Consider the following 18,807-nt stretch of genomic DNA (forward strand, 5'->3'; position numbering starts at 1 on the left):
AACTACAAAGGTACCGTCTGCTATTTGGTCGTATAAAAAGTAGGAGGACTTCGATGAGGTCACGGAATAAAGGCAACCCTGAGAACGGTACCGTCAGACCGGTACGCCCATGGGCTGTGTATTGGGTTGTTGTCGTCGGTTACTTCATGGCCCAGATGGACATGACCGTAGTGACAGTCGCTTTGCCCAGGATCAGGGAGGAGCTCGGTGCGACTGTTGTTGAAGGGACGTGGGCGGTTAGCGCTTACGTTCTTGCGCTCGCGACGGTACTGATCACTGCCGGTAGACTGGGCGACCTATTCGGTTCTCGGCGAGTGTTTGCCTCCGGCGTTGTGATTTTTGCCGTCTGCAGTTTAGCTTGCGCGTTAGCACACAGTCCGGTGCAGCTCATAGCTGCACGGGCGTGCCAGGGGCTCGGCGCAGCGCTCTTGGTACCGCAAATCCTCTCGACCATTGTCGCGGTGATCCCAAAGGAGCGGCAGGGTACGGCTTTAGGGATCCGAGGCTCGGTTGGCGCCGGAGCCGCAGTGGTTGGTCCGGTAGTCGGAGGACTGCTAGTCACACAGTTGGGGTGGCGGTGGGTCTTCCTTATCAATGTGCCGATCGGTATTGTTTTGTGCGTCTCAGCCCTGGTGTTTCTTCCGCGCACATCGCAGAGTCGGCAGCGAAAACTTGATATTCCCGGGGCAGTTCTCGCGGCGTTGGCCCTGGCGATCGGGGTATATACCTTGATGCGAGTCGGTGAAGCGGGCTGGACGACGTCGACCTGGATGGGTCTCGGTCTTACTGTGCTGTTGCTGGGCGCCTTCCTAGCTCAACAGCGTCGGGTTCAGAACGCCGACCCACTGCTTCCTTTCACACTGTTCACGAGTCGCCGCTACAGGATCATGTTGCCTGCCGGCGTGAGCGTTTCAGTTGTGGTTATAAGCTTCACGCTTGTTCTGTCTTTCTTTCTGCAAGAAGGATTGGGTGCCAGTGCGCAGCGGGCGGGTCTGGTGATTGCTCCCGCGTCCTTGGCTTCCATGCTTCTTGCTCCGGTGGTTGGCCGTCTTACTGACAAAATGGATGCGCGGGTCCTGTTTGCTCTTGGTCTCGGGTTAACCGCGTGCGGCGTCGGTTTGGCAGCGTGGCTGATGGTTCCTGAAGCCAGCTGGAACCGTTTCATCCCCGTCATGTGCATCATCGGGGCCGGTAATGCCATGTTATTCACACCGTCAAGCCCCGGGTTTTGTGGAGGCTGTTTTATCTGGCGCCGGCGGTTGCCGGCTGGGGTTGGTTGATGGTGTTGGTGTCTTCTTGTGGTGGTGGGGTGTAGGCCTGCTCGTGCTTGATCGGAGTGTGCGTGTCGATGGCGCAGTGAGGACGGGTTGTGTTGTACCAGTGCACCCACTGGGCGGTAGCGAACTCGACATCATCAATACCCTGCCAGGGGCCGTGGGAGTCGAGGTAGTGGTGGTTACGGATAAGTTCAGCCTTGTACAGGGAATTCAGGGCCTCGGCCAACGTGTTATCGTAGGAGTCGCCCTTCGACCCCACAGAGGCCACAGCATCGGCCTCGGACAGGGCCTGCCCGTAACGGATTGCCCGGTACTGCACACCCCGGCCGCGTGTGATGAATCAGCCCCTTCAGGTCCGCGCCCTCGCGCCTGCGCTGCCAGATCCCCATCTTCAGAGCGTCCAGGGCCAGGTCAGTGTACGGGCTCGTGGAGGTCTGCCAGCCGATGATCCGACGCGAGTAGACGTCAGCGGGCGAAGGCCACATAGACCCAGTCGGACAGGGTTCGTACGTAGGTGATGTCCGCCACCCACAACTCGTTCGGCCTGAACGCGCTAAAGTGCCGATTCACCAGGTCGGCGGGACACCGCTTCTTGAGCGCGCTGCGCGTAGTGCGTGGTGCTGTGGCGCGGCGGATACCCTGTAGGCCCATGGCCCGCATCAACCTCTCCACGGTGCAGCGAGCCACATGCCCCAACCCATGCCGCTCACAGACCTCAGGCCGGTTCAGCATCGCATGCATCTTCCTGGCCCCCAGAACGCAGTAGTTCTTCTTATGCACTCTGTTGATTTCGGCCTTTAGAGCCTGGTCGCGCCTGCTCCTTGCCGATGGGGGACGGGACTTGGCTGCGTAGTAGGTGCTCGGGGCGATCTTCATGCCTGACCGTGTCAGGACCTGGCAGATCGGCTCGACCCCGAACTCCTCCTTGCGGGAGTCGATGTACTTGCAGATCAGCGGGACGGGCGGTCGAGCTCCGCCGCGAAAAAAGCCGACGCGCTCCTCAAGATCGCGTTCGCCCGCCGCAACTCACGTACTTCCTTCTCCAGCTCCCGAATCCGCTCAGCATCCTCGCTGGTGGTTCCCGGCCTGGCGCCCATGTCGACCTCGGCCTTCTTCACCCAGGTACGCAGCGCCTCCGGATGGACGCCCAGCTCATCAGCGATCCTGCGGATCGCCCCCTTAGACCTCTCCGGGTCCCGACGGGCCTCCACAGCCATCCTGGTAGCCCGCTCCCGCAACTCCTCCGGATACTTCCTTGATGCACTCATGACAGTAATCCTTCCGTGTAATCACTACCTCCATCAAACCCGGGACGATTCACACCGACGACGGCGATGGCAATGCGCGGGGTTCCGAAGGAGGTTGCCGGTGCTGCATCCGGGGTTCTCTCCACTTTTCTACAAGTGGGCTCTGCGTTGGGGACGGCGATGGTAGCGGTCGTTATGCAGGCCGTTGCGCGGAACGCCACCTTTACGGAAGCTGCTCGCACCGCCATGCTTGTACCACTCATTGCGATTGCTTGTGCTGCCGTGTCGTGTTTCTTTGTGGACCGGACACCGCCGGAGAAGAGCTGAGCTAATCGGTCGCTGCAACTTGTCGACGCGGCAGAGAGCTGGGTTCAATCGGCAGTTCGGGAAAACAGATGGCCTGGCGACGGCGCAGAACAACGGGCGAAACCTGCGCTGTCTCGCCGCCGGGCGTAGGCCCCGAATCGCGCCTCCCCCGACCTCCGCCTACCCGAACCCCCGCCTGACGTAGACCCTACCGCTGCCTAACGTCGACCCGCCGTCGTCGTTGGTTCCGGTCTGAGCGCGGTAGGCCCCGAGCCCTACCTGGCAGAGACCCGCCACCTGGCATAGACCCGTCGCCTGACGTAGATTTCCGCCTGACGTCGACTCCACGCCAACCGCCAACGCGGCCCGCTCTTAACCCGCGGAGTCGGCGCCCGCTTGGCCGGGGTGGTCGGAGACTGCGGGTTTTCCGGGTTCAGGAAGCAAGCGTGTCAAAATCCCGTCCAAACGACGGAAGACTTGATTCAATCAATATAAGAAGTGGCGGAATTCCGCGGATTTCGTGCCCGAGTTGGACCGGGCAGTTCTTGTTTGGACGGGATTTGGACAGTTCGCCGCCGGGCGTAGGCCCCGAGCCCTGCCTGGCATAGACCCGCCACCTGGCATAGACCCGCCACCTGGCATAGACCCGCCACCTGGCATAGACCCGCCACCTGACGTCGACTCCACGCCAACCGCCAGCGCGGCCTGCTCCACGCCCGCAGAGCCGGCGCCCGCTCGGCCAGCGCGCTTTGCCGCAATATCGCTACCTCCTGTCCGCAGAAGTCCCGGTGTTGGCGTGGCGACGCATCCAGCAGGCATACTTCGAGGGTGGTCTGTGTTGCGTGACGATTGCGTGGCATTACCCTCTGATCGCAGGTTATGGCGTACAACATGCGGGTTCCGACTGTCGAACTCGCCCTATCGGTGAGCGGTTGCAGCACCGGTGGGTGCGTAGCAGGCGGGTGGGACTGTAACCCCACCATGTCGCGCAGCGCGTAACCGATCTGGTGTCCTGCAGGTAGGAGCGAACTGCAAACCTGCCACCAACAACTGCAACGCTCGTGTCAGAACACAACCTAAAGGGTAGAAGCGGGTGGAGCATCGCAGGTCGATGTAACGCTCGTGTCACAACGCAAGTTGCACCGGGGTCCGACTACCGTTGACCGGGCGTTGACCGGGGTCCGACTACGGTTGATACCTAGCGCAGCTCATAACAAAACTGGAAGGTGCATATGACGAACAGGGCGGAAGCGGAATCGTCGCCAAAGAGCGCGGTGGTGAAGAGCCACGGCTTACGGGTGCGGCATATCCACTTCATTGCTCTCGGCTCGGCCATTGGCACCGGCCTGTTCTACGGTTCGGCGGAGGCCATTCAGGCAGCCGGACCATCCGTTCTGCTCGTATACCTGCTGGGCGGCGCCGTCGTGTACTTCATGCTGCGCGGGCTGGGTGAAATGGCGGTGCGGATGCCCATCTCCGGCTCCTTCGCCGAATACGCTCGCCGCTTCCTCGGCGGCTGGGCCGGGTATATCACCGGTTGGGCCTATGCCTTCGAAATGGTGATTGTCTGCCTGGCCGATCTCACGGCAATCGGCATCTACATGCAGTTCTGGTTTCCGCACTCTCCGCAGTGGCTGTGGGTCGGCGTCACGCTGCTGATTGTGGGTGCCGCAAATCTGGCCAGCGTGCGCTGGTTCGGTGAGCTGGAGTTCGTCTTCACGCTGATCAAGGTGACCGCCGTCGTCGCCATGATCGCTGGTGGCGCCGCGATCCTCATCCTCGGACTCGGCTCCGACCCGGGCCAGTTGGGGCCCGCCAACTTGTGGAACGACGGCGGCTTCTTCCCCCACGGACCAGGCGGCATGATCTCTGCGTTCATCCTCGTACTCTTCGCCTTCGGCGGCACCGAGATCATCGGCGTTGCCGGAACGGAAGCGGACGAACCGGAGAAGGCCATCCCGAAAGCCGTCAATACCGTTCCGGTGCGCATCCTCCTGTTCTACGTGCTGGCGATTCTGGTGATCCTCATGATCAATCCGTGGCGGTCGATCGATGGCGAACAGTCACCCTTCGTGCAGATCTTCGACACGCTCGGCGTGAACTGGGCGGCGGCTCTGCTGAACATCGTCGTCGTAACTGCGGCCCTCTCCGCCATTAACGCTGACCTTTTTGGTGCGGGGCGGGTGATCGCCAGCATGGCGCGGCAAGGCGCTGCACCACGGGCGATGGCGCGAACAGTCAAGAACATTCCGGTGATCACCACGATCTCCTTGATCGCGGTGATGGTGATCGGCGTGGCACTGAACTATGTGCTGCCGGACAGAGTGTTCACCATCGTTGCCTCTCTGGCGACCTTTGCCACGGTGTTTGTATGGTTGATGATCTTGCTGGCGCATCTGGCCTCACGGCATGGAATGACGCGCGATGAAGCCGCGCGCTTGCGTTTCCCCGTGCCGCTGTGGCCCTACGGCCAATACTTCTCCATCGCCTTCATCCTCTTCACCTTCGGCATTATGGTGTGGCAGCCGGAGTATCACACCGCCCTGTATGTTGGTGTTGGCTTTATCGCCGTGATGTCGGCGATATACGCAGCCGTCGGGAGGAGGCGGGTGTGCGACGGCGCCACCGTACCGAACGACGACGCGTGACGATCTGGCAGTGCCGCTTCGGGTCACTAGGCGGTCCGACTTTCTTCGGCTGGATCCTCAACCTCGGGTCACGAGACGGTCCAATTTCCTTCGGCTGGATCCTCAACCTCGGGTCACGAGACGGTCCGACTTCCTCCGGCTGAACCCTCCAACCTCCGGGGCTAGAGGCTCCACCCCTCTCCCGCGGAGCGCCGCAGGATGGGGCCAATCTCTTCGTCGGCAAACATCGCCTTCATATACTCCTGCAAATACGCCTGCTGGGACGGATGGGAGAACTGCAGCTCGTAGAGTCGCTGCATGATCGACCACGCGGCGCGGCCGGTACGCCCGGTCGGGAGCTGTGCCAGCACATCGGCCACATACTTCTTGTAGCGATCAATCATCCGGAGGGATTCCTGCAGCAGATGGTCAATGCCCTCCTTCTGCTCCTGCGGAGTGCGCTGCGGCAACGTGGCGAACTCGACGACGAGCTGCGCGAACAGCACCCGATCCTCCTGCGAGACGGCGTCGAGGAAATCGGCGGTGTTCCTCGGCGTGAAGCCCTGCGTGGCGAGGAATGTCATGATGCGCCGCTCGCCGCGGATGACTTTTGATCCCTCCATGCTTTCCGTTGCAGACTCAACATCGTCGTAAAACTGCTCAATAACTGTGGGCACGGGCGAGAGCCTTTCGCCGCGTTCGACCGTTTCAATCAACACATCAATGCGCTTCTGCTGCGCGTGTAGTTGGGCCACCTGTGCATCAATGGTGGCGCGCGTGGCCCGCAGAGATTCAAGGACGGCGTCACGGTCGCTGGGCTGCTGCTCAGGCAGGATTTCTGCGATTTGCGAGAGCCGCAGCCCGCTCTCGGCCAGCCAGCGAATACGTAGCAGGCGGGCTAGGTGCTCTAGGCCGTAGTCGCGCCGGCCACCGACGACCGGCGGCACTGGCAGGAGGCCGAGGCGGTGGTAGTGGCGCACGGCCCGCGTCGTCGTACCGGCCATATCGGCTATCTCTTTTACCCGCACGTCACTATCGCATCATGTGACCCAGGGTCACAGTCAAGGCGAAACGACGTATGGGTGTGTACTAGTGTGCATGTGGGCAGCGGGCATAATCGCTGTTTCCGTGTAGGATCCGAGCAGCCGCACGGCACAGCTTTCGGCCGATTGACTGTGACCGCGTGTTGCAAGGGTGGGATCCGAGTATCCGCACGGTACGGCCTCCGGCCGATTGACTGTGACCGCGTGTTGCAAGGGTGGGATCCGAGTATCCGCACGCTATGGCGTCTGGTGCGCCGGACTGCCTGACTGCTGTGGCTGATCGGTTTTGTGACTCTGCGCGGTCAGGACTCCTGGTGCTGGTCGAGCCGCTGCTCACCGGGCGATTGGCTGTGTGAGCCCGTACTGTCAAAGCTCTTGCCCTGCACATCGTCCCGGATTCTCCCTCCACCCCGAGCACTGTGTGCATCTACCGTAAAGTGATTGCCGCCGCCACTACTACGCCTCTAGACTTTTGGTAATTGTCCGGCTTTCGAGCCCCAAACGAAAGGTACGCAATGACGCGACTTGTTAATATTCCAGAAGATTTCCCGGCTGAGGCGCTACGCGGGTTTGTGCTCGCCAACAAGCGTTACGTGAAGCCTGTCTACGGCGGCGTGGTCCGCTCTACCGCCACCCCCGAAGGGAAAGTCGCCGTGATCTACGGCGGCGGGTCCGGCCACTACCCGGCGTTTGCCGGATGGGTCGGCCCCGGTATTGCCGACGGCGCAGTGTGTGGCAATATTTTCTCCTCGCCCTCCGGCTCGCAGGCATACTCGGTGCTCAAGGCCGCCCATCGTGGTGCAGGGGTGCTGATGGGATTCGGCAACTATGCCGGTGACGTACTGCATTTCGGGCAGGCCATAGAACGCCTGCGTTCCGAAGGCATCCAGGCGGATACTTTGGTTGTCACCGACGACATCGCCTCCGGATCCCAAGACGAAATCGAGAAACGCCGCGGTATCGCCGGTGACTTCCCAATCTTCAAAATCGCAGGAGCCGCTGCCGAGGCGGGTAAGGACTTCGATGAGGTCAAGAGAGTCTTCGCCAAGGCGAATGCCGCCACCCGTTCCTTCGGCGTGGCCTTCTCCGGCTGCACTCTCCCCGGCGCGGATGGCCCTCTATTCACCGTTCCGGAAGGAAAGATGGGTATCGGACTCGGCATCCACGGTGAACCCGGAGTGGCTGAGGCAGATCTAGGCACGGCCAAGGATGTTGCCAAAACACTAGTCGATGGGCTTCTTCCCGAAGCGCCCGAGGACGCCGGCAAGCGCGTCGTCGCCGTCGTCAACGGACTGGGTGATACCAAGTACGAGGAACTCTTTGTCGTCGCCGGAGCCGTGTACGACCTGCTGACCGAAGCGGGCCTGGAGGTGGCAGACCTTGAGTCCGGTGAGTTCGTGACTTCGCTGGACATGGCCGGCATCTCGCTGACCTTGACCTGGGTCGACGACGAGCTGCTGGAGTACTGGGACGCTCCCTGCGATACACCCGCCTACCGCAAAGGCTCGGTGGGCGATGTGGCGCGCGACGACGCGGTTCTTTCCAGCGAGGCCACCAAGGTAGCCGTTACGGAAGAAGGATCGGCCGCCTCGAAGGCCGCCGCAGCCAAAGCGGTAGACATCCTCGGACTGGTGGCCGCCATGCTCGACGGCGCGAAGGACGAACTCGGGCGACTTGATTCCATTGCGGGCGACGGCGATCACGGCATTGGCATGGCCAATGGCTCTCATGGGGCCGCGCAGGCCGCTGCGGCCATCGCCGCCGAGGGAGCCGGGCTGAGCACCACCCTGGCGGCTGCGGGCGACGCGTGGTCGGATCGTGCCGGTGGTACGTCCGGTGCGTTGTGGGGCTCGCTGCTGACGGCGATCGGGGCCGTTTTTGGTAACGACGACGCCCCCGACCTGGCAAAGGCCGTTGCCGCCCTTGAGGCGGGCCGTGATGCGGTGCAGCGCCTCGGCGGTGCACAGGTGGGCGACAAGACGCTGGTTGACGCACTGGTGCCACTGGTCGAAGCGTTCAGTGCGACTGCGGGCGACTTCCAGGAGAAGGCGGCAGCGGCACTACGAGCCGGTGAGCAGGGCGCCGAGAGCACCGCTGACATGGTTGCGAAGCTCGGACGCGCGCGGCCGCTGGGTGAGAAGTCGCTCGGCACGCCCGATCCGGGTGCGGTGTCACTGGTTCGCGTGGCGCGGGTTGTTGCCGAGAACATCTGAGAAGGCTTCGGTGCTCCCCGGCGCGGCGTGTATCGGGGTGCCCCGGTAGGGGCAGGTGCCGCAGCGGGGAGCATCTGAAGGGAGGGGCCAACGGTTATTCCGCTGGCCCCTCTTGGCTCCTGCCTGCCTTTTGGCTCCTGCCTGCCTTGCGACCTGATTAGTGCCCATTGTGCTGTTACGCGCAACCGCATGCACAACACGGCAACCTTCAAAGCACGTGCGTCGTCAGTGTGCTGTCGCGCGGGCGGGCTACTCCGGCACCACCGCCACCTTAATGCCCTTGCCGGACGCCGCATACTCGATGGCGGCGACGACGTCGTCGAGCACGTACGTATCCGTATGCAGCGACTTCACATCGATCTTTCCCTCCGCGATGAGGCGTAGCGCGAGTTCCTGTGTTTCGCGCCGATTATTCGAGCCGCCGGTGACCGTGAGTTCGCGGTAATGGATGAGGTTCGGGTCGATGGTGGATGTGCCCGTCTTGGGGAATCCGGCGAAGGCGTTGACCCGCCCGCGTTTGCGTACCAGCTCCAGGCCCTGCTGGAACAGCGCATTCGCGCCGATACACAGCACGGCAACATCCGCTCCGCGGCCGCCGGTGTGGTCGCGGACGAACTCCACCACGTCCACTTCGGTGGGGTTGACGGTGTGTGTTGCTCCGAGCTTCTTCGCGATGGCGAGGCGCTCCTCCGACAGGTCGGAGACAATCACCTGCGAGGCGCCGTAGAGCCGGTTGACCTGTGTGTGGAGCATGCCGATGGGCCCAGCACCGACGATGACGACGGTGTCGCCGGGTGTGGGCTTGTAATTGCCTGCGCCGTTGAGCACGCAGCCAAGCGGTTCGGAGAGCGCAGCCTCCACTGGGCTGACTCCGGGAAGCGCCTTGTACACGCCACCGCGGGTCATGGCCTCGGCTCGGATGCGCACATAGTCTGCCAAGCCGCCGTTGATGGCGTAGCCGAACAGCCGCGCGTGATCGCACAGATGCTCGACGCCCGCCTTGCAGTAGTAGCACTGTAGGCAGGGAACGGTGGGATTGACGGCGACGAGGTCGCCCTCGGCAAAACCGCTCACTCCCTCACCCACTTCGGTGACATATCCGGATAATTCATGGCCGAGGATCACGCCAGGATCGATGCCGGCGGTTTTCTCGCCCCGTAAGATGCGACCATCCGTACCGCAGAGCGTGTTTGCGCCGGTTTTCAGAATGAGCTCACCTGGCCCGGCGTGCGGATCTTCGACCTCCTGCAGTTCGAGTTGCCCCGGCCCGAGCATCACCGCTGCCTTCATATTTCCTCCGATCGGTAGTGTTTCGACGTCACTGTCGTTCGGTACCTAGCCTAGCTGGCGAAGCGCATTCCGAACACCGGAGCAACAATGTGTAGGCGCGCTCCCGGCGACGTGACCACTATCCCAGCGGTACGGCTGGTACTTCAGCAGCGCGACCACTATCGCAGCGGTACGACCACTGTCTCAGGTGAGTAGCGCGGCCAGTTGTGTCGGTGCCGTCAATTACGATTGCTTTGTGAAGATGGACGACAGCTACCGGCGACTCCGTAGGCGCATAAGCGGCAGACGCGGGCTACGCGCTTGGCTCGGGTTCCTTGCCGCGTGCCCCGGCCTCGCCGCTACAGTGGCAGTCGCCGGTCTTTTCGCCACAGCCGCCATCGGAGCCGTTCCGTACTTGTTTGAACGATTCCGCCACGCGCTTGACTCACAACGAGCAGACGACGCATGGTTGTGGGCGGGGATCCTGATCGGCGCGTACCTACTAGCCGTGGTCATCGGCTGGATAAAGGAGCGCGCCGAGCTCAAACTCGTTATCAGCGTGCGTTTCCTCGCCTTTCGTATCTTCTTTGATGAGGCAATCTCCGACGGCGCAACAGACGGTCACAGCACGGGGCGTTTCACTACGCATCCCCTGCAAATCAGCCAGTTTTCCTATGTCATCGACCTTGTCATCTCGCTGCTGCGTGCACTTGTGGTTGGCACCTTTGCGATCGTGACATACGGAGCGACGGGGTGGGTCGCCTTAGGCGGGATCCTGATATTCGTCGGCGCGACTTTCTGGCTTGTCCACCCTATTGGCCGTGTCTACAAGGAGTACATCGCGAGCGAAGCCTCCCGTGTGGATCGGATTCGTGACTTGAGCGATGCGGCGTGGCGGCTACGCCTAGCCCGGCTGCATGGGCACGTTGCCGACTGGCTCCAGGAACGGCGCAGCGCGCAGATTCCTGTTCTGCATAAGCGAGCTCGTCTGCAGGTAATCAATGGCTCACTGGGATCTGCGGCAGTACCCGTTGTCATTGGTATCGCCGCATTGGTATTCGTTGCCCGTCCCGGTCGCCAGGCGCTGAGCCTGGTTGCTCTGCTAGTCGCCGCCAACTTGCTATTCGATGCGCTCAACGAGGTTGTTGTGAACTATCGTGTAGTGCGCCTGACAATCCCAATGCTCAAGGAGTGGGATAAGCGGCGTGATGCTCAGGGCACTACCACGGACACCTCTGTATTCAACACTGTGGATGGGAAGCCGGGCATCACATGGCTTGAGCCGGTCGACGACGATACTGCAGCAGAGTTACGGTCTGCTGCGCGGGCGATCGGCGTAACCGGAGCGTGGGGAAGGATCTCAGCGGACCCCAGAATGTCCGCTGCTGTATTGACCGCGTGGTACGAATCCTTGAGCGAAGAAGAACGCGATGAAATCCAGCGCTGGATGAGCGTGCTTGAACTTCCTGCAGACCTGAACATGGCGGACAGTGTGAGCCGACTACCTTCGTTATCACGCGGTGAACGTCATCGTTTGGCACTAGCGGTGGCGCTCACCGTTACTGGCGGACCGTGCATTATCGAGACGACGACTCTGGGTGCTATCGATCCCGCCAGTAGACGGCGCTTACTGGAGCGGGTGGTGATGGCGAAGCGGCGGATAGTCGTCGTCGGGCAGGCGATATATGGCATCCGCGTGGATCAGCACCTTGTGGTGACGCGGAACGACCGCATATTGGTGCCCACCGACAGCACAATGACAACAGGTGGCAGCGCTGAGGCGGCTGGCGTTCTCGCTGCGGCGCCGGGGCAAGATAATTCCCCACACGCTAAGGCGCGGCAGGAACCGAAGGGCGTGCCTGTTCCCGGTGAGGAGCCGGAGCACTCTATCCCGGAGAATAAAGAGCCTGCTGCAGTATCGGAACGTCATGGTGCCGAGGACGTTCAGGACGTTGTATTTGATACGCCACGGCCTTCCTTTTCACGCTTTGTGGAAGCATTGCGGTTGATCTTGGGTAGGCCGGGCGTTGCTGCATTATGTGTCACGGTCCTCGCACAGTCGCTTCTGCTCGCGTTCCTTCCGATGATCTTGGACGCGGTAGCCCCTGCTGATGACGTCGCCGTGGCTCGTGCTCTTGGCCTTTTCCTCGTCGCGCTAACCGCGGTGGTACTGGCGGTCAATTGGTTGCAATTCCATTTGCCCGTGCGTCGGTTGACCTCATTGCATGCTCGGGTGGCGGAACGCTTCGCACTGGTGGCGAGTCCACGACGCACCGGCGAAATCGTCGGGCGATTCGGCGAAGACTTCTCGACCATGCAAATGGATATTCCGGGTCAACTGGTTCGTGTGGTCGCCATGGTGACGCAGGTCGTCGTCGTAATCGGAGCCTTGGCGGTTGGGTATCCGCCGGTTGCGGTGGTCGTTGTGGTGCTCGTGCCTGGTGCCTTCATGCTGTATCGGCTCGGGGAACGCCGTATGATCGCCGCAGTCTCACAGCAGGCGGAGGCACGTGGGACGTTTATGGCGCTTGCAACTGCGGTGCTCGACGACGACCCGGGCGCGATTCACCCGCGGCTACGTGCGGCAGCATGGACGGCCTACCGGCGTGAAGAAGCCGTTTTCTTCAATGCCGCGAATGCCCTGGTGCAAGCGATGATGCGGCGGCGCACCGAACTTCAGGCCGCCGGTGTCGCGGTATTCGCTTTGGGTACCGGCATCGCGTTGCAGATGGATCCGGAGGGGATCATTGCGCCGACTGTTGTCGCTTACTTCGTCTTCACGATTGCGGGGCAGCTGCCGGACATCATTGAAGCGTTGCAATCGATTAGCGTGTCTGTCGCAACAGCCTCGCGGGTATTGGCACTCACGACCGCACAAGAGGCAAGTATCCCTCCGGTTCCACTGGCAATGGAGATCCAATCGCGGCTCGAGCGTGCTGTACTCGGGCAGAAGAGTCGTCTTGTTCTGGTTATGGGTAGAACCGGTGTGGGCAAGAGCATTGCGTTGCGCGGCCTACTTGAAGAAACTGGCGGTGTCCTGCTCGATGACGACTTCCCGGTAAAGACGATCTCCGTCGCCGACGCGAAGCTGGTGGTGGGAACGAGTATGTCGCTCGACGGACGCATGGAGAGGTGCGAGGCTGAGCATCGCGAAGTTGGAGAGCTGACACGGTCCGAGCGGCAACGGCTTCTTGCAAGTTATGCGCTAACAGTGTCGTGCCCGCTGGTGGTGTTGGACGAGTCGCTCAGTGCATTGCCGATGGAAGAGCAGCGAACTCTCATAGGCGCGCTGCGCGATGCGGCACAAGCGAAAGAGCGTAGTTTCATTGTCGTCTCACACACCAACACAGAGAGCGAGCTGTTCGACGACATCGTCAGGGTGTGAGACTGGGCGCCATCATCGGCCTCCGATGCGTGCGGCGTTGCTCTCCGGGCTGCATGCGGTTGTCGTGCAGCGGTGGACGCATGAAGCGCTTCGTATTCCTCCGTTAGCTGCGTCATGGCACATGACGAGCGGGTCCGCCATATGGCGGACCCGCCCCCTGCTTCATGCTTGAGCGCCCTCAGCCGCGCAGCTTCGTCGTCGTCGCGACGAGCTCGTCAACGAGGTTGACAAGCTCTCGGGAGCGAAGTTCAGCGGGAGTGAACTCGCGCCAATCCTTGGCATCGGAGAAGAGCGAGAGCGTCAGCTGCGGACGAATGTCGTACATAGACAGCCCGCCGGCAACGGTCCGCCACTGCTCGACGGCGCGGATGGCACCATCGCTGGCATAGCCGATGAAGGCAACGGCTTTACCTGCGAATTCGGAGGACAGGTGATCGACGGCGTTCTTGAAGGCACCGGGGACGCCATGATTGTACTCGGAGGTGATGAAGATAAAACCGTCGAGTTCATCGATGGTGTTCGACCAGCGCTGTACGCGCTCATCTTCGTACTGCTTGTTCTTCTGCATCGGGGGTACGGCGTCGGTGACGAAGGGAAGATCGAAGTCCTTCACATCGATAAGCGTGAATTCGGCGTCTCCGCGCGTCTGCGCGTAATCCATGACCCACTGCGCGATCTGCTCGCCGAAGCGGAAGTCGCGAACCGATCCGAGAACGATACCAATCTTGACCATGCTGGTTTCCTTACTATCTGGCAGTCGTGCACGAGATGCGGTTGCACCACGTATGCACGATGAGCACCTCTGTCCGCACATCCGCATGCCTCTGTCTACACCGGACGCATAACCACTTCGCACGTGTCCACGAAAGGGTGAGCAAATCTGGAAGCGCTCAAAACTACTTTCGAGAGAAGCTAACCCGATGAGGGTTGCTGGTGTCAATGGACAGACGGTGTGGCGCTCAACCTACCCAGGGTTTTCACAGGATTTCAGGAATGCAGGGTAAATGCCGGCAGACAAGATGACGCGGCGCTTATTGGCTGGCCGTCACCTCACGCCTGCTGGACGGCAGTTTCGCCGTCAAGCGCTTTGAGCCGGCGTAGGCAGCGTAGAGCAAATCCGCTGTCGATAAAGCTCCAGATCGAGCCTTCTGAGAAGCGTTCTGCGCGCCGAACCCGGAAAAAGAGGCCGCAGATGATCTCGCCGGGTGTTTCCTCTACCCGCAGGGAGTAGATTCCCTCTTTCCTGTGCCACAGGCCGAGTTCGTCAAGTGTGTCCTCGTAATCGGTGACGGCAGGGATTCCGTAGAAGCTGTCCAGAAACTCGTACACCTCAGGGCCGTAACGCACATAGGGGAAATGGCGCGGTTCTCCGGGCGCGAGCTCCCGCCGATCCTCGATCCATTCCATGTCGAGCCCTCCCTCAAGGGCGGGGATGTAAGCGGTTACCTTCTCGTATGTCATCGAATCCTCGGTTCCTCGTGCTCTGTGTGCCGTGGTAGGCGGGTGCGGCGTGGTAGGCGGGTGGGGCCGCACACTTGTGCGTAAAGGCTGCCGTGTAGTAGGCACGCGCGGCCACACTTGTGCGTCAAGCCTGCCCTGTAGTTTTAGGAGCCCGCCGCCGCACCCGTACATACGACGCCTGCCGCCACACCCGCGCCCGGCGGGTGCGGTCGCGCTTATACATAGAGTACAAGCACCAAGCCGTTTTACCGCCGCCGCGAAACTAGGACGATATGACAAGTGGACGCGGGTCTCCGTGACTCAGCCCCACCGGGGCTGAGGTGAGTTGGGGCTGCGAGCTGAGGAAACAGAGCGGAACGCGCAGTTCTGTTGCGGTTGAGGAGAGGGTGCGGCCCGCGACACCGGATCTTCACCCACGGATGGACCGGGATGGCTCCCGTCGTCGCCGCCAGGTAACCTCGTACGTGTAATCCGCAGGTAACCTTGCACGTGCAATCCGCCAGGTGACCTCGTACATGTCATCCGATCGTGAAGGAGACGCAGATGCAGTACATTTCGACGCGCGGGCAGATGGCCCCGGCCGGTTTCTGCCAGATCCTTCTTGACGGATTGGCGCCCGACGGCGGACTGGTGGTCCCGGAGGTGATCCCGTCCGTATCGGCAGCCCAGCGCGAGCGCTGGCGTGAACTCACCTATCCCGAGCTGGCTGCCGCCGTCATCGGCCTGTATGCAACGGATATTCCTGAAGCCGACCTCGCTGCGCTGACCGCAGCCGCCTACTCGGAGAAGAACTTCCCCACTGCCGGAACCGTGCCACTGACCCGGCTGAACCCATCGCTTTACCTCGTCGGCCTGTCAGAGGGCCCGACCATGGCCTTCAAGGACCTTGCCATGCAGTTCCTTGGCCAGGCCGTGCCATACGTGTTGGCTCGTGAGGGGCGGGTGCTGAATATCCTCGGCGCCACCTCGGGCGATACTGGTTCGGCGGCGGAGTACGCCTTCCGCGGGCGCAGCAACGTCTCTGTCTTCATGCTTTCTCCCGCCGGACGGATGAGTGCGGTACAACGTGCACAGATGTACTCTCTCACTGATCCCAATATTCACAATATCGCCGTCGACGGCGTCTTCGACGACTGCCAGAACATCGTCAAGGCGATCAATGGCAACGCCGCCTTCAAGCAGGCGAATTCCATCGGTGCCGTCAACTCCATCAACTTCGGGCGCATTGCCGCTCAGATTGTCTACTACTTCTGGGCGTGGCTGCGCATAACTGACGGCGTCGCCCCTGCTGAGCGTGATGACGTCCGTGTCAACTTCACGGTACCCTCCGGGAACTTCGGCAATATCTACGCGGGGCACCTGGCCCGGCGCATGGGGCTACCGATCGGTCGGCTGATCCTGGCCACCAATGAGAACAATGTGCTCGACGAGTTCTTCCGCACCGGTGTGTACGTGCCGCGCTCGCGGGAGAACACGCTTGCCACCTCCAGCCCCTCGATGGACATTTCGAAGGCCTCAAACCTGGAGCGGTTCATTTGGGAACTGCTCGGTCCGGAAGAGTTCCAGGTCAGGTGGCCCGAGCTGGAGCGAAGCGGGCGCCTCGATCTTTCTTCGTGGCAGAGCCGCCTCACAGATGAGTACGGCTTTGTTTCCGGTGCCAGCAGTCATGCGGATCGTCTCGCTGCAATCCGTAGCGTTTTTGATGAGTGCGGCGTGCTCATCGATCCGCATACTGCCGACGGCATCACGGTGGCGCGTCGGCATGTGAACGACGGCGGCTCCGTCACGCTCGTTTTGGAGACGGCCAAAGCCGCGAAATTCGGCGATACCGTGGCGGAGGCGCTAGGAGATCGTGCTCCGGCACAATCGCCGGTGATCGCCGAACTGCTCGCCCGGCCTCAACACGTGGTGGAGGCGCCGAATAGTGCGCAGGCGGTGAGCGACTATTTGGCCGACCACGCGCTGCGATAGCAGTGACTCGAACCGCGATAACAATGACTCGAACGGCGGCAGGTGCCGAGGAAGAGACCTGCGCGCGCAGGGTTCATTCCGGTTTGGCGCCTATCTTCCACCTGGATAAAGCAAGGGACCCACGCGCATAGGGTTAGTCGTGCACCTAAGTCAACCGTGACGATAGTGATGATAAGGAACCCGCGCGCATAGGGTTCATTCCAGTTAGGCATACGCTCCGCATTAGGCCGCAAAAAGGGGGTCCCCGCCCGCGCATAGGGTTCATCTGATCGCAGGCTGGCGGATCGAACCGTACGACTGGGGCCCGCGCTCGTGCATAGGATTCATTCGCACCGCAGGATGGTGCGAGTTCGTCAGGGTGTGCCGGGAAGTGACGGTGATCCGCCCCGGAACCGGTACAACTGCGAAGGTCATCAGGCGTACACGGCGGAGACGTCAGGTCCGGTTTCGTCGCGTTGACTTGATATACGCAGGCGCGGCTACTCCTACGGTCCGGTAGCCGGGGTGTCGGGGTGCTGTGTGTCCAAATCCCGTCCAAACAAGCGTTTTTTGAAGGGTTCCAGTTTAGTGCGGCGCTGTGACCTGCGGTTTTGTCGCGGTCGCCGGAAAGGCGCAGGTGTTTGGACGGGATTTTGACACGAGCGCATGAGTTCGGGCAGTACTGGAGCCGCCGAGCCAGAGTATGCGGCAACCCGGCAGCCACCCCGCCGAGCCGGGGTATGCAGCTCGGGTCTCATCGCAGCGGCCGAATGCGCGAAGGACCCCCGCTGAGCTAAGGGTCTGCAGCTCGGGCGGCCACCGCTGGGTCACCGCCCAGCCGGGACCGCGCCATTCGCAGCTCGATCGTACAGCTACCTATCGCGCGGGGCGCCATCGGCGTCGGAGATATGCACGACGGTACGTCCGATCACTCCTTCGGTGACAATGCGCTCGTGTGCCGCAGGCAGATCGTCGAAGTCAACGGTGTGCCCGATTTTGCGGAAGGTTTCAAGAGGAAGTTTGCCCGCCAACTCTGCCCAAATACGGTGACGCAGATCGAAGGGCAAGGCCGTCACATTGACGCCGAGTAGGCTGATTCCACGCAGAATGAACGGCAGCACGGTGGTGTGCAGGGCGTTCCCTCCCGCGTTTCCGTAGGAGGCAATGGCCCCGCCGGGCTGCATCGTGCGTATCAGCCAGGCGAGTGTGTCACCGCCGACGTTATCAACAGCCGCGGCCCAGTGGCCGTGCTCCAGCGCACGGGGTTTCCCGCTCAGATCTGGGCGCGGCTGAATCTCGGCCGCACCAAGCTCGGTAAGTAACTGCGCCGCCTCCGGCTTCCCGGTCACCGCGGTAACCTCATAGCCGCGCTGCGCAAGCATGGCCACTCCGAGAGTGCCGGCACCGCCGCTAGCACCGGTGACGACCACGGGGCCGGAGGACGGTGTGATACCGACAGCCTCCAGGCGCAAAATGGCGGCGGCGGCCGTGACCCCGGCCGTGGCGAAAACGGCGGCCTCCCAGGTGCCCAGGTGATCAGGAAGAGGATCAACCCAACTGTTGGGCACCCGCATGTATTCGCAATACCCGCCCGCATGCCGCTCGGATAGCGAGGCGCCGATCATGGCGACCCGTTGCCCCGCAGCCATTCCCGATTCACCGGCATGTACGACGACGCCGGTGCCGTCGCACCCTCCGATTAACGGCAGAGTTCGGGCAATAGTTGCTTTGCCTGTCCCCGCCAGACCGTCCTTGTAGTTCACGGAGGAATAGGTGGTTCGGACGAGGACGTCGCCCTCCCCAAGATCTTCAGGAGTGGCGTTGATGAAATGACCGCGGACGCCGTCGTCCGTCTCGTGCAATTGGTAGGCACGCATGCTCTGTGGAATATCCATGCATCAATGGTCGCATGTAAAGGCCCGGTGCAACAGTGTCGTGATCTTTTGGCGTAAGAGCACTCGCAGCGCGCAGTGTGGCCCCAGGCCGACGCGCGGGGCCACACTGGATCAGGACTCTATTTCTATTCGCC

General features: G+C 61.8%; 11 protein-coding genes, 1 pseudogene and 1 other annotated feature. Of the genes and pseudogenes, 5 read left to right on the forward strand and 7 right to left on the reverse strand.

Going from position 1 to position 18,807, the window contains the following annotated elements; genetic code table 11:
- The first annotated feature begins 53 nt into the window (after positions 1-53).
- The gene (locus tag DDD63_RS00060) at positions 54-1,280 is read left to right on the forward strand and encodes an MFS transporter (RefSeq protein ID WP_108714651.1); all 1,227 of its coding nucleotides are present in this window, start codon (positions 54-56) and stop codon (positions 1,278-1,280) included.
- On the opposite strand, the pseudogene DDD63_RS00065 reads toward DDD63_RS00060, so the two are convergent.
- Positions 1,243-2,545: pseudogene (locus DDD63_RS00065) on the reverse strand (IS3 family transposase). The gene DDD63_RS00060 and the pseudogene DDD63_RS00065 sit on opposite strands and share 38 nt — an antisense overlap.
- Positions 2,139-2,267 (reverse strand) — a sequence feature (AL1L pseudoknot). It overlaps the preceding pseudogene by 129 nt.
- The gene (locus tag DDD63_RS11925; protein WP_125482365.1) at positions 2,542-2,787 is read right to left on the reverse strand and encodes a hypothetical protein; all 246 of its coding nucleotides are present in this window, start codon (positions 2,785-2,787) and stop codon (positions 2,542-2,544) included. The pseudogene DDD63_RS00065 and the gene DDD63_RS11925 overlap by 4 nt, the downstream one beginning before the upstream one ends.
- A gap of 1,275 nt (positions 2,788-4,062) precedes the next feature.
- Between DDD63_RS11925 and DDD63_RS00080 the strand changes: the two genes are divergently transcribed.
- On the forward strand, positions 4,063-5,478 hold the full coding sequence (locus DDD63_RS00080) for an amino acid permease (protein ID WP_108714654.1): 1,416 nt from the start codon (positions 4,063-4,065) through the stop codon (positions 5,476-5,478).
- A 161-nt stretch (positions 5,479-5,639) separates the two neighbouring features.
- Here DDD63_RS00080 and DDD63_RS00085 read toward each other — a convergent pair whose 3' ends face one another.
- Positions 5,640-6,485 carry a MerR family transcriptional regulator gene (locus DDD63_RS00085; RefSeq protein ID WP_240611292.1) on the reverse strand — a complete coding sequence of 282 codons (846 nt, stop codon included), beginning with the start codon at positions 6,483-6,485 and terminating at the stop codon, positions 5,640-5,642.
- Positions 6,486-7,015: 530 nt separating this feature from the next.
- Here DDD63_RS00085 and DDD63_RS00090 point away from each other — a divergent pair.
- Positions 7,016-8,713: a dihydroxyacetone kinase family protein gene (locus DDD63_RS00090; RefSeq protein ID WP_108714656.1), complete on the forward strand. Its 1,698-nt coding sequence runs from the start codon at positions 7,016-7,018 to the stop codon at positions 8,711-8,713.
- A 249-nt stretch (positions 8,714-8,962) separates the two neighbouring features.
- On the opposite strand, the gene DDD63_RS00095 is transcribed toward DDD63_RS00090, so the two are convergent.
- Complete coding sequence (locus DDD63_RS00095) at positions 8,963-10,003, reverse strand: zinc-dependent dehydrogenase (RefSeq protein ID WP_108714657.1); 1,041 nt, start codon at positions 10,001-10,003, stop codon at positions 8,963-8,965.
- A gap of 235 nt (positions 10,004-10,238) precedes the next feature.
- Between DDD63_RS00095 and DDD63_RS12100 the strand changes: the two genes are divergently transcribed.
- Positions 10,239-13,367, forward strand: a complete 3,129-nt coding sequence (locus tag DDD63_RS12100) for a hypothetical protein (RefSeq protein ID WP_164505375.1) — start codon at positions 10,239-10,241, stop codon at positions 13,365-13,367.
- Positions 13,368-13,545: 178 nt separating this feature from the next.
- Here the strand turns inward: DDD63_RS12100 and DDD63_RS00110 are convergent, their stop codons facing one another.
- Together DDD63_RS00110 and DDD63_RS00115 are read right to left on the reverse strand one after the other, a co-directional pair.
- Complete coding sequence (locus tag DDD63_RS00110; RefSeq protein ID WP_108714660.1) at positions 13,546-14,100, reverse strand: NAD(P)H-dependent oxidoreductase; 555 nt, start codon at positions 14,098-14,100, stop codon at positions 13,546-13,548.
- A 317-nt stretch (positions 14,101-14,417) separates the two neighbouring features.
- Complete coding sequence (locus DDD63_RS00115) at positions 14,418-14,828, reverse strand: DUF6508 domain-containing protein (RefSeq protein ID WP_108714661.1); 411 nt, start codon at positions 14,826-14,828, stop codon at positions 14,418-14,420.
- 543 nt (positions 14,829-15,371) lie between these two features.
- Here DDD63_RS00115 and thrC point away from each other — a divergent pair.
- Entirely contained in the window at positions 15,372-16,799 is a 1,428-nt protein-coding gene (thrC, locus tag DDD63_RS00120) for a threonine synthase (protein WP_108714662.1), read from the forward strand.
- 851 nt (positions 16,800-17,650) lie between these two features.
- Here the strand turns inward: thrC and DDD63_RS00125 are convergent.
- Positions 17,651-18,673: an acryloyl-CoA reductase gene (locus DDD63_RS00125; protein ID WP_240611293.1), complete on the reverse strand. Its 1,023-nt coding sequence runs from the start codon at positions 18,671-18,673 to the stop codon at positions 17,651-17,653.
- Positions 18,674-18,807: the final 134 nt, after the last annotated feature.

It is taken from the genome of Actinobaculum sp. 313 (genome assembly GCF_003073475.1).
Taxonomy (GTDB): Bacteria; Actinomycetota; Actinomycetes; order Actinomycetales; family Actinomycetaceae; genus Asp313.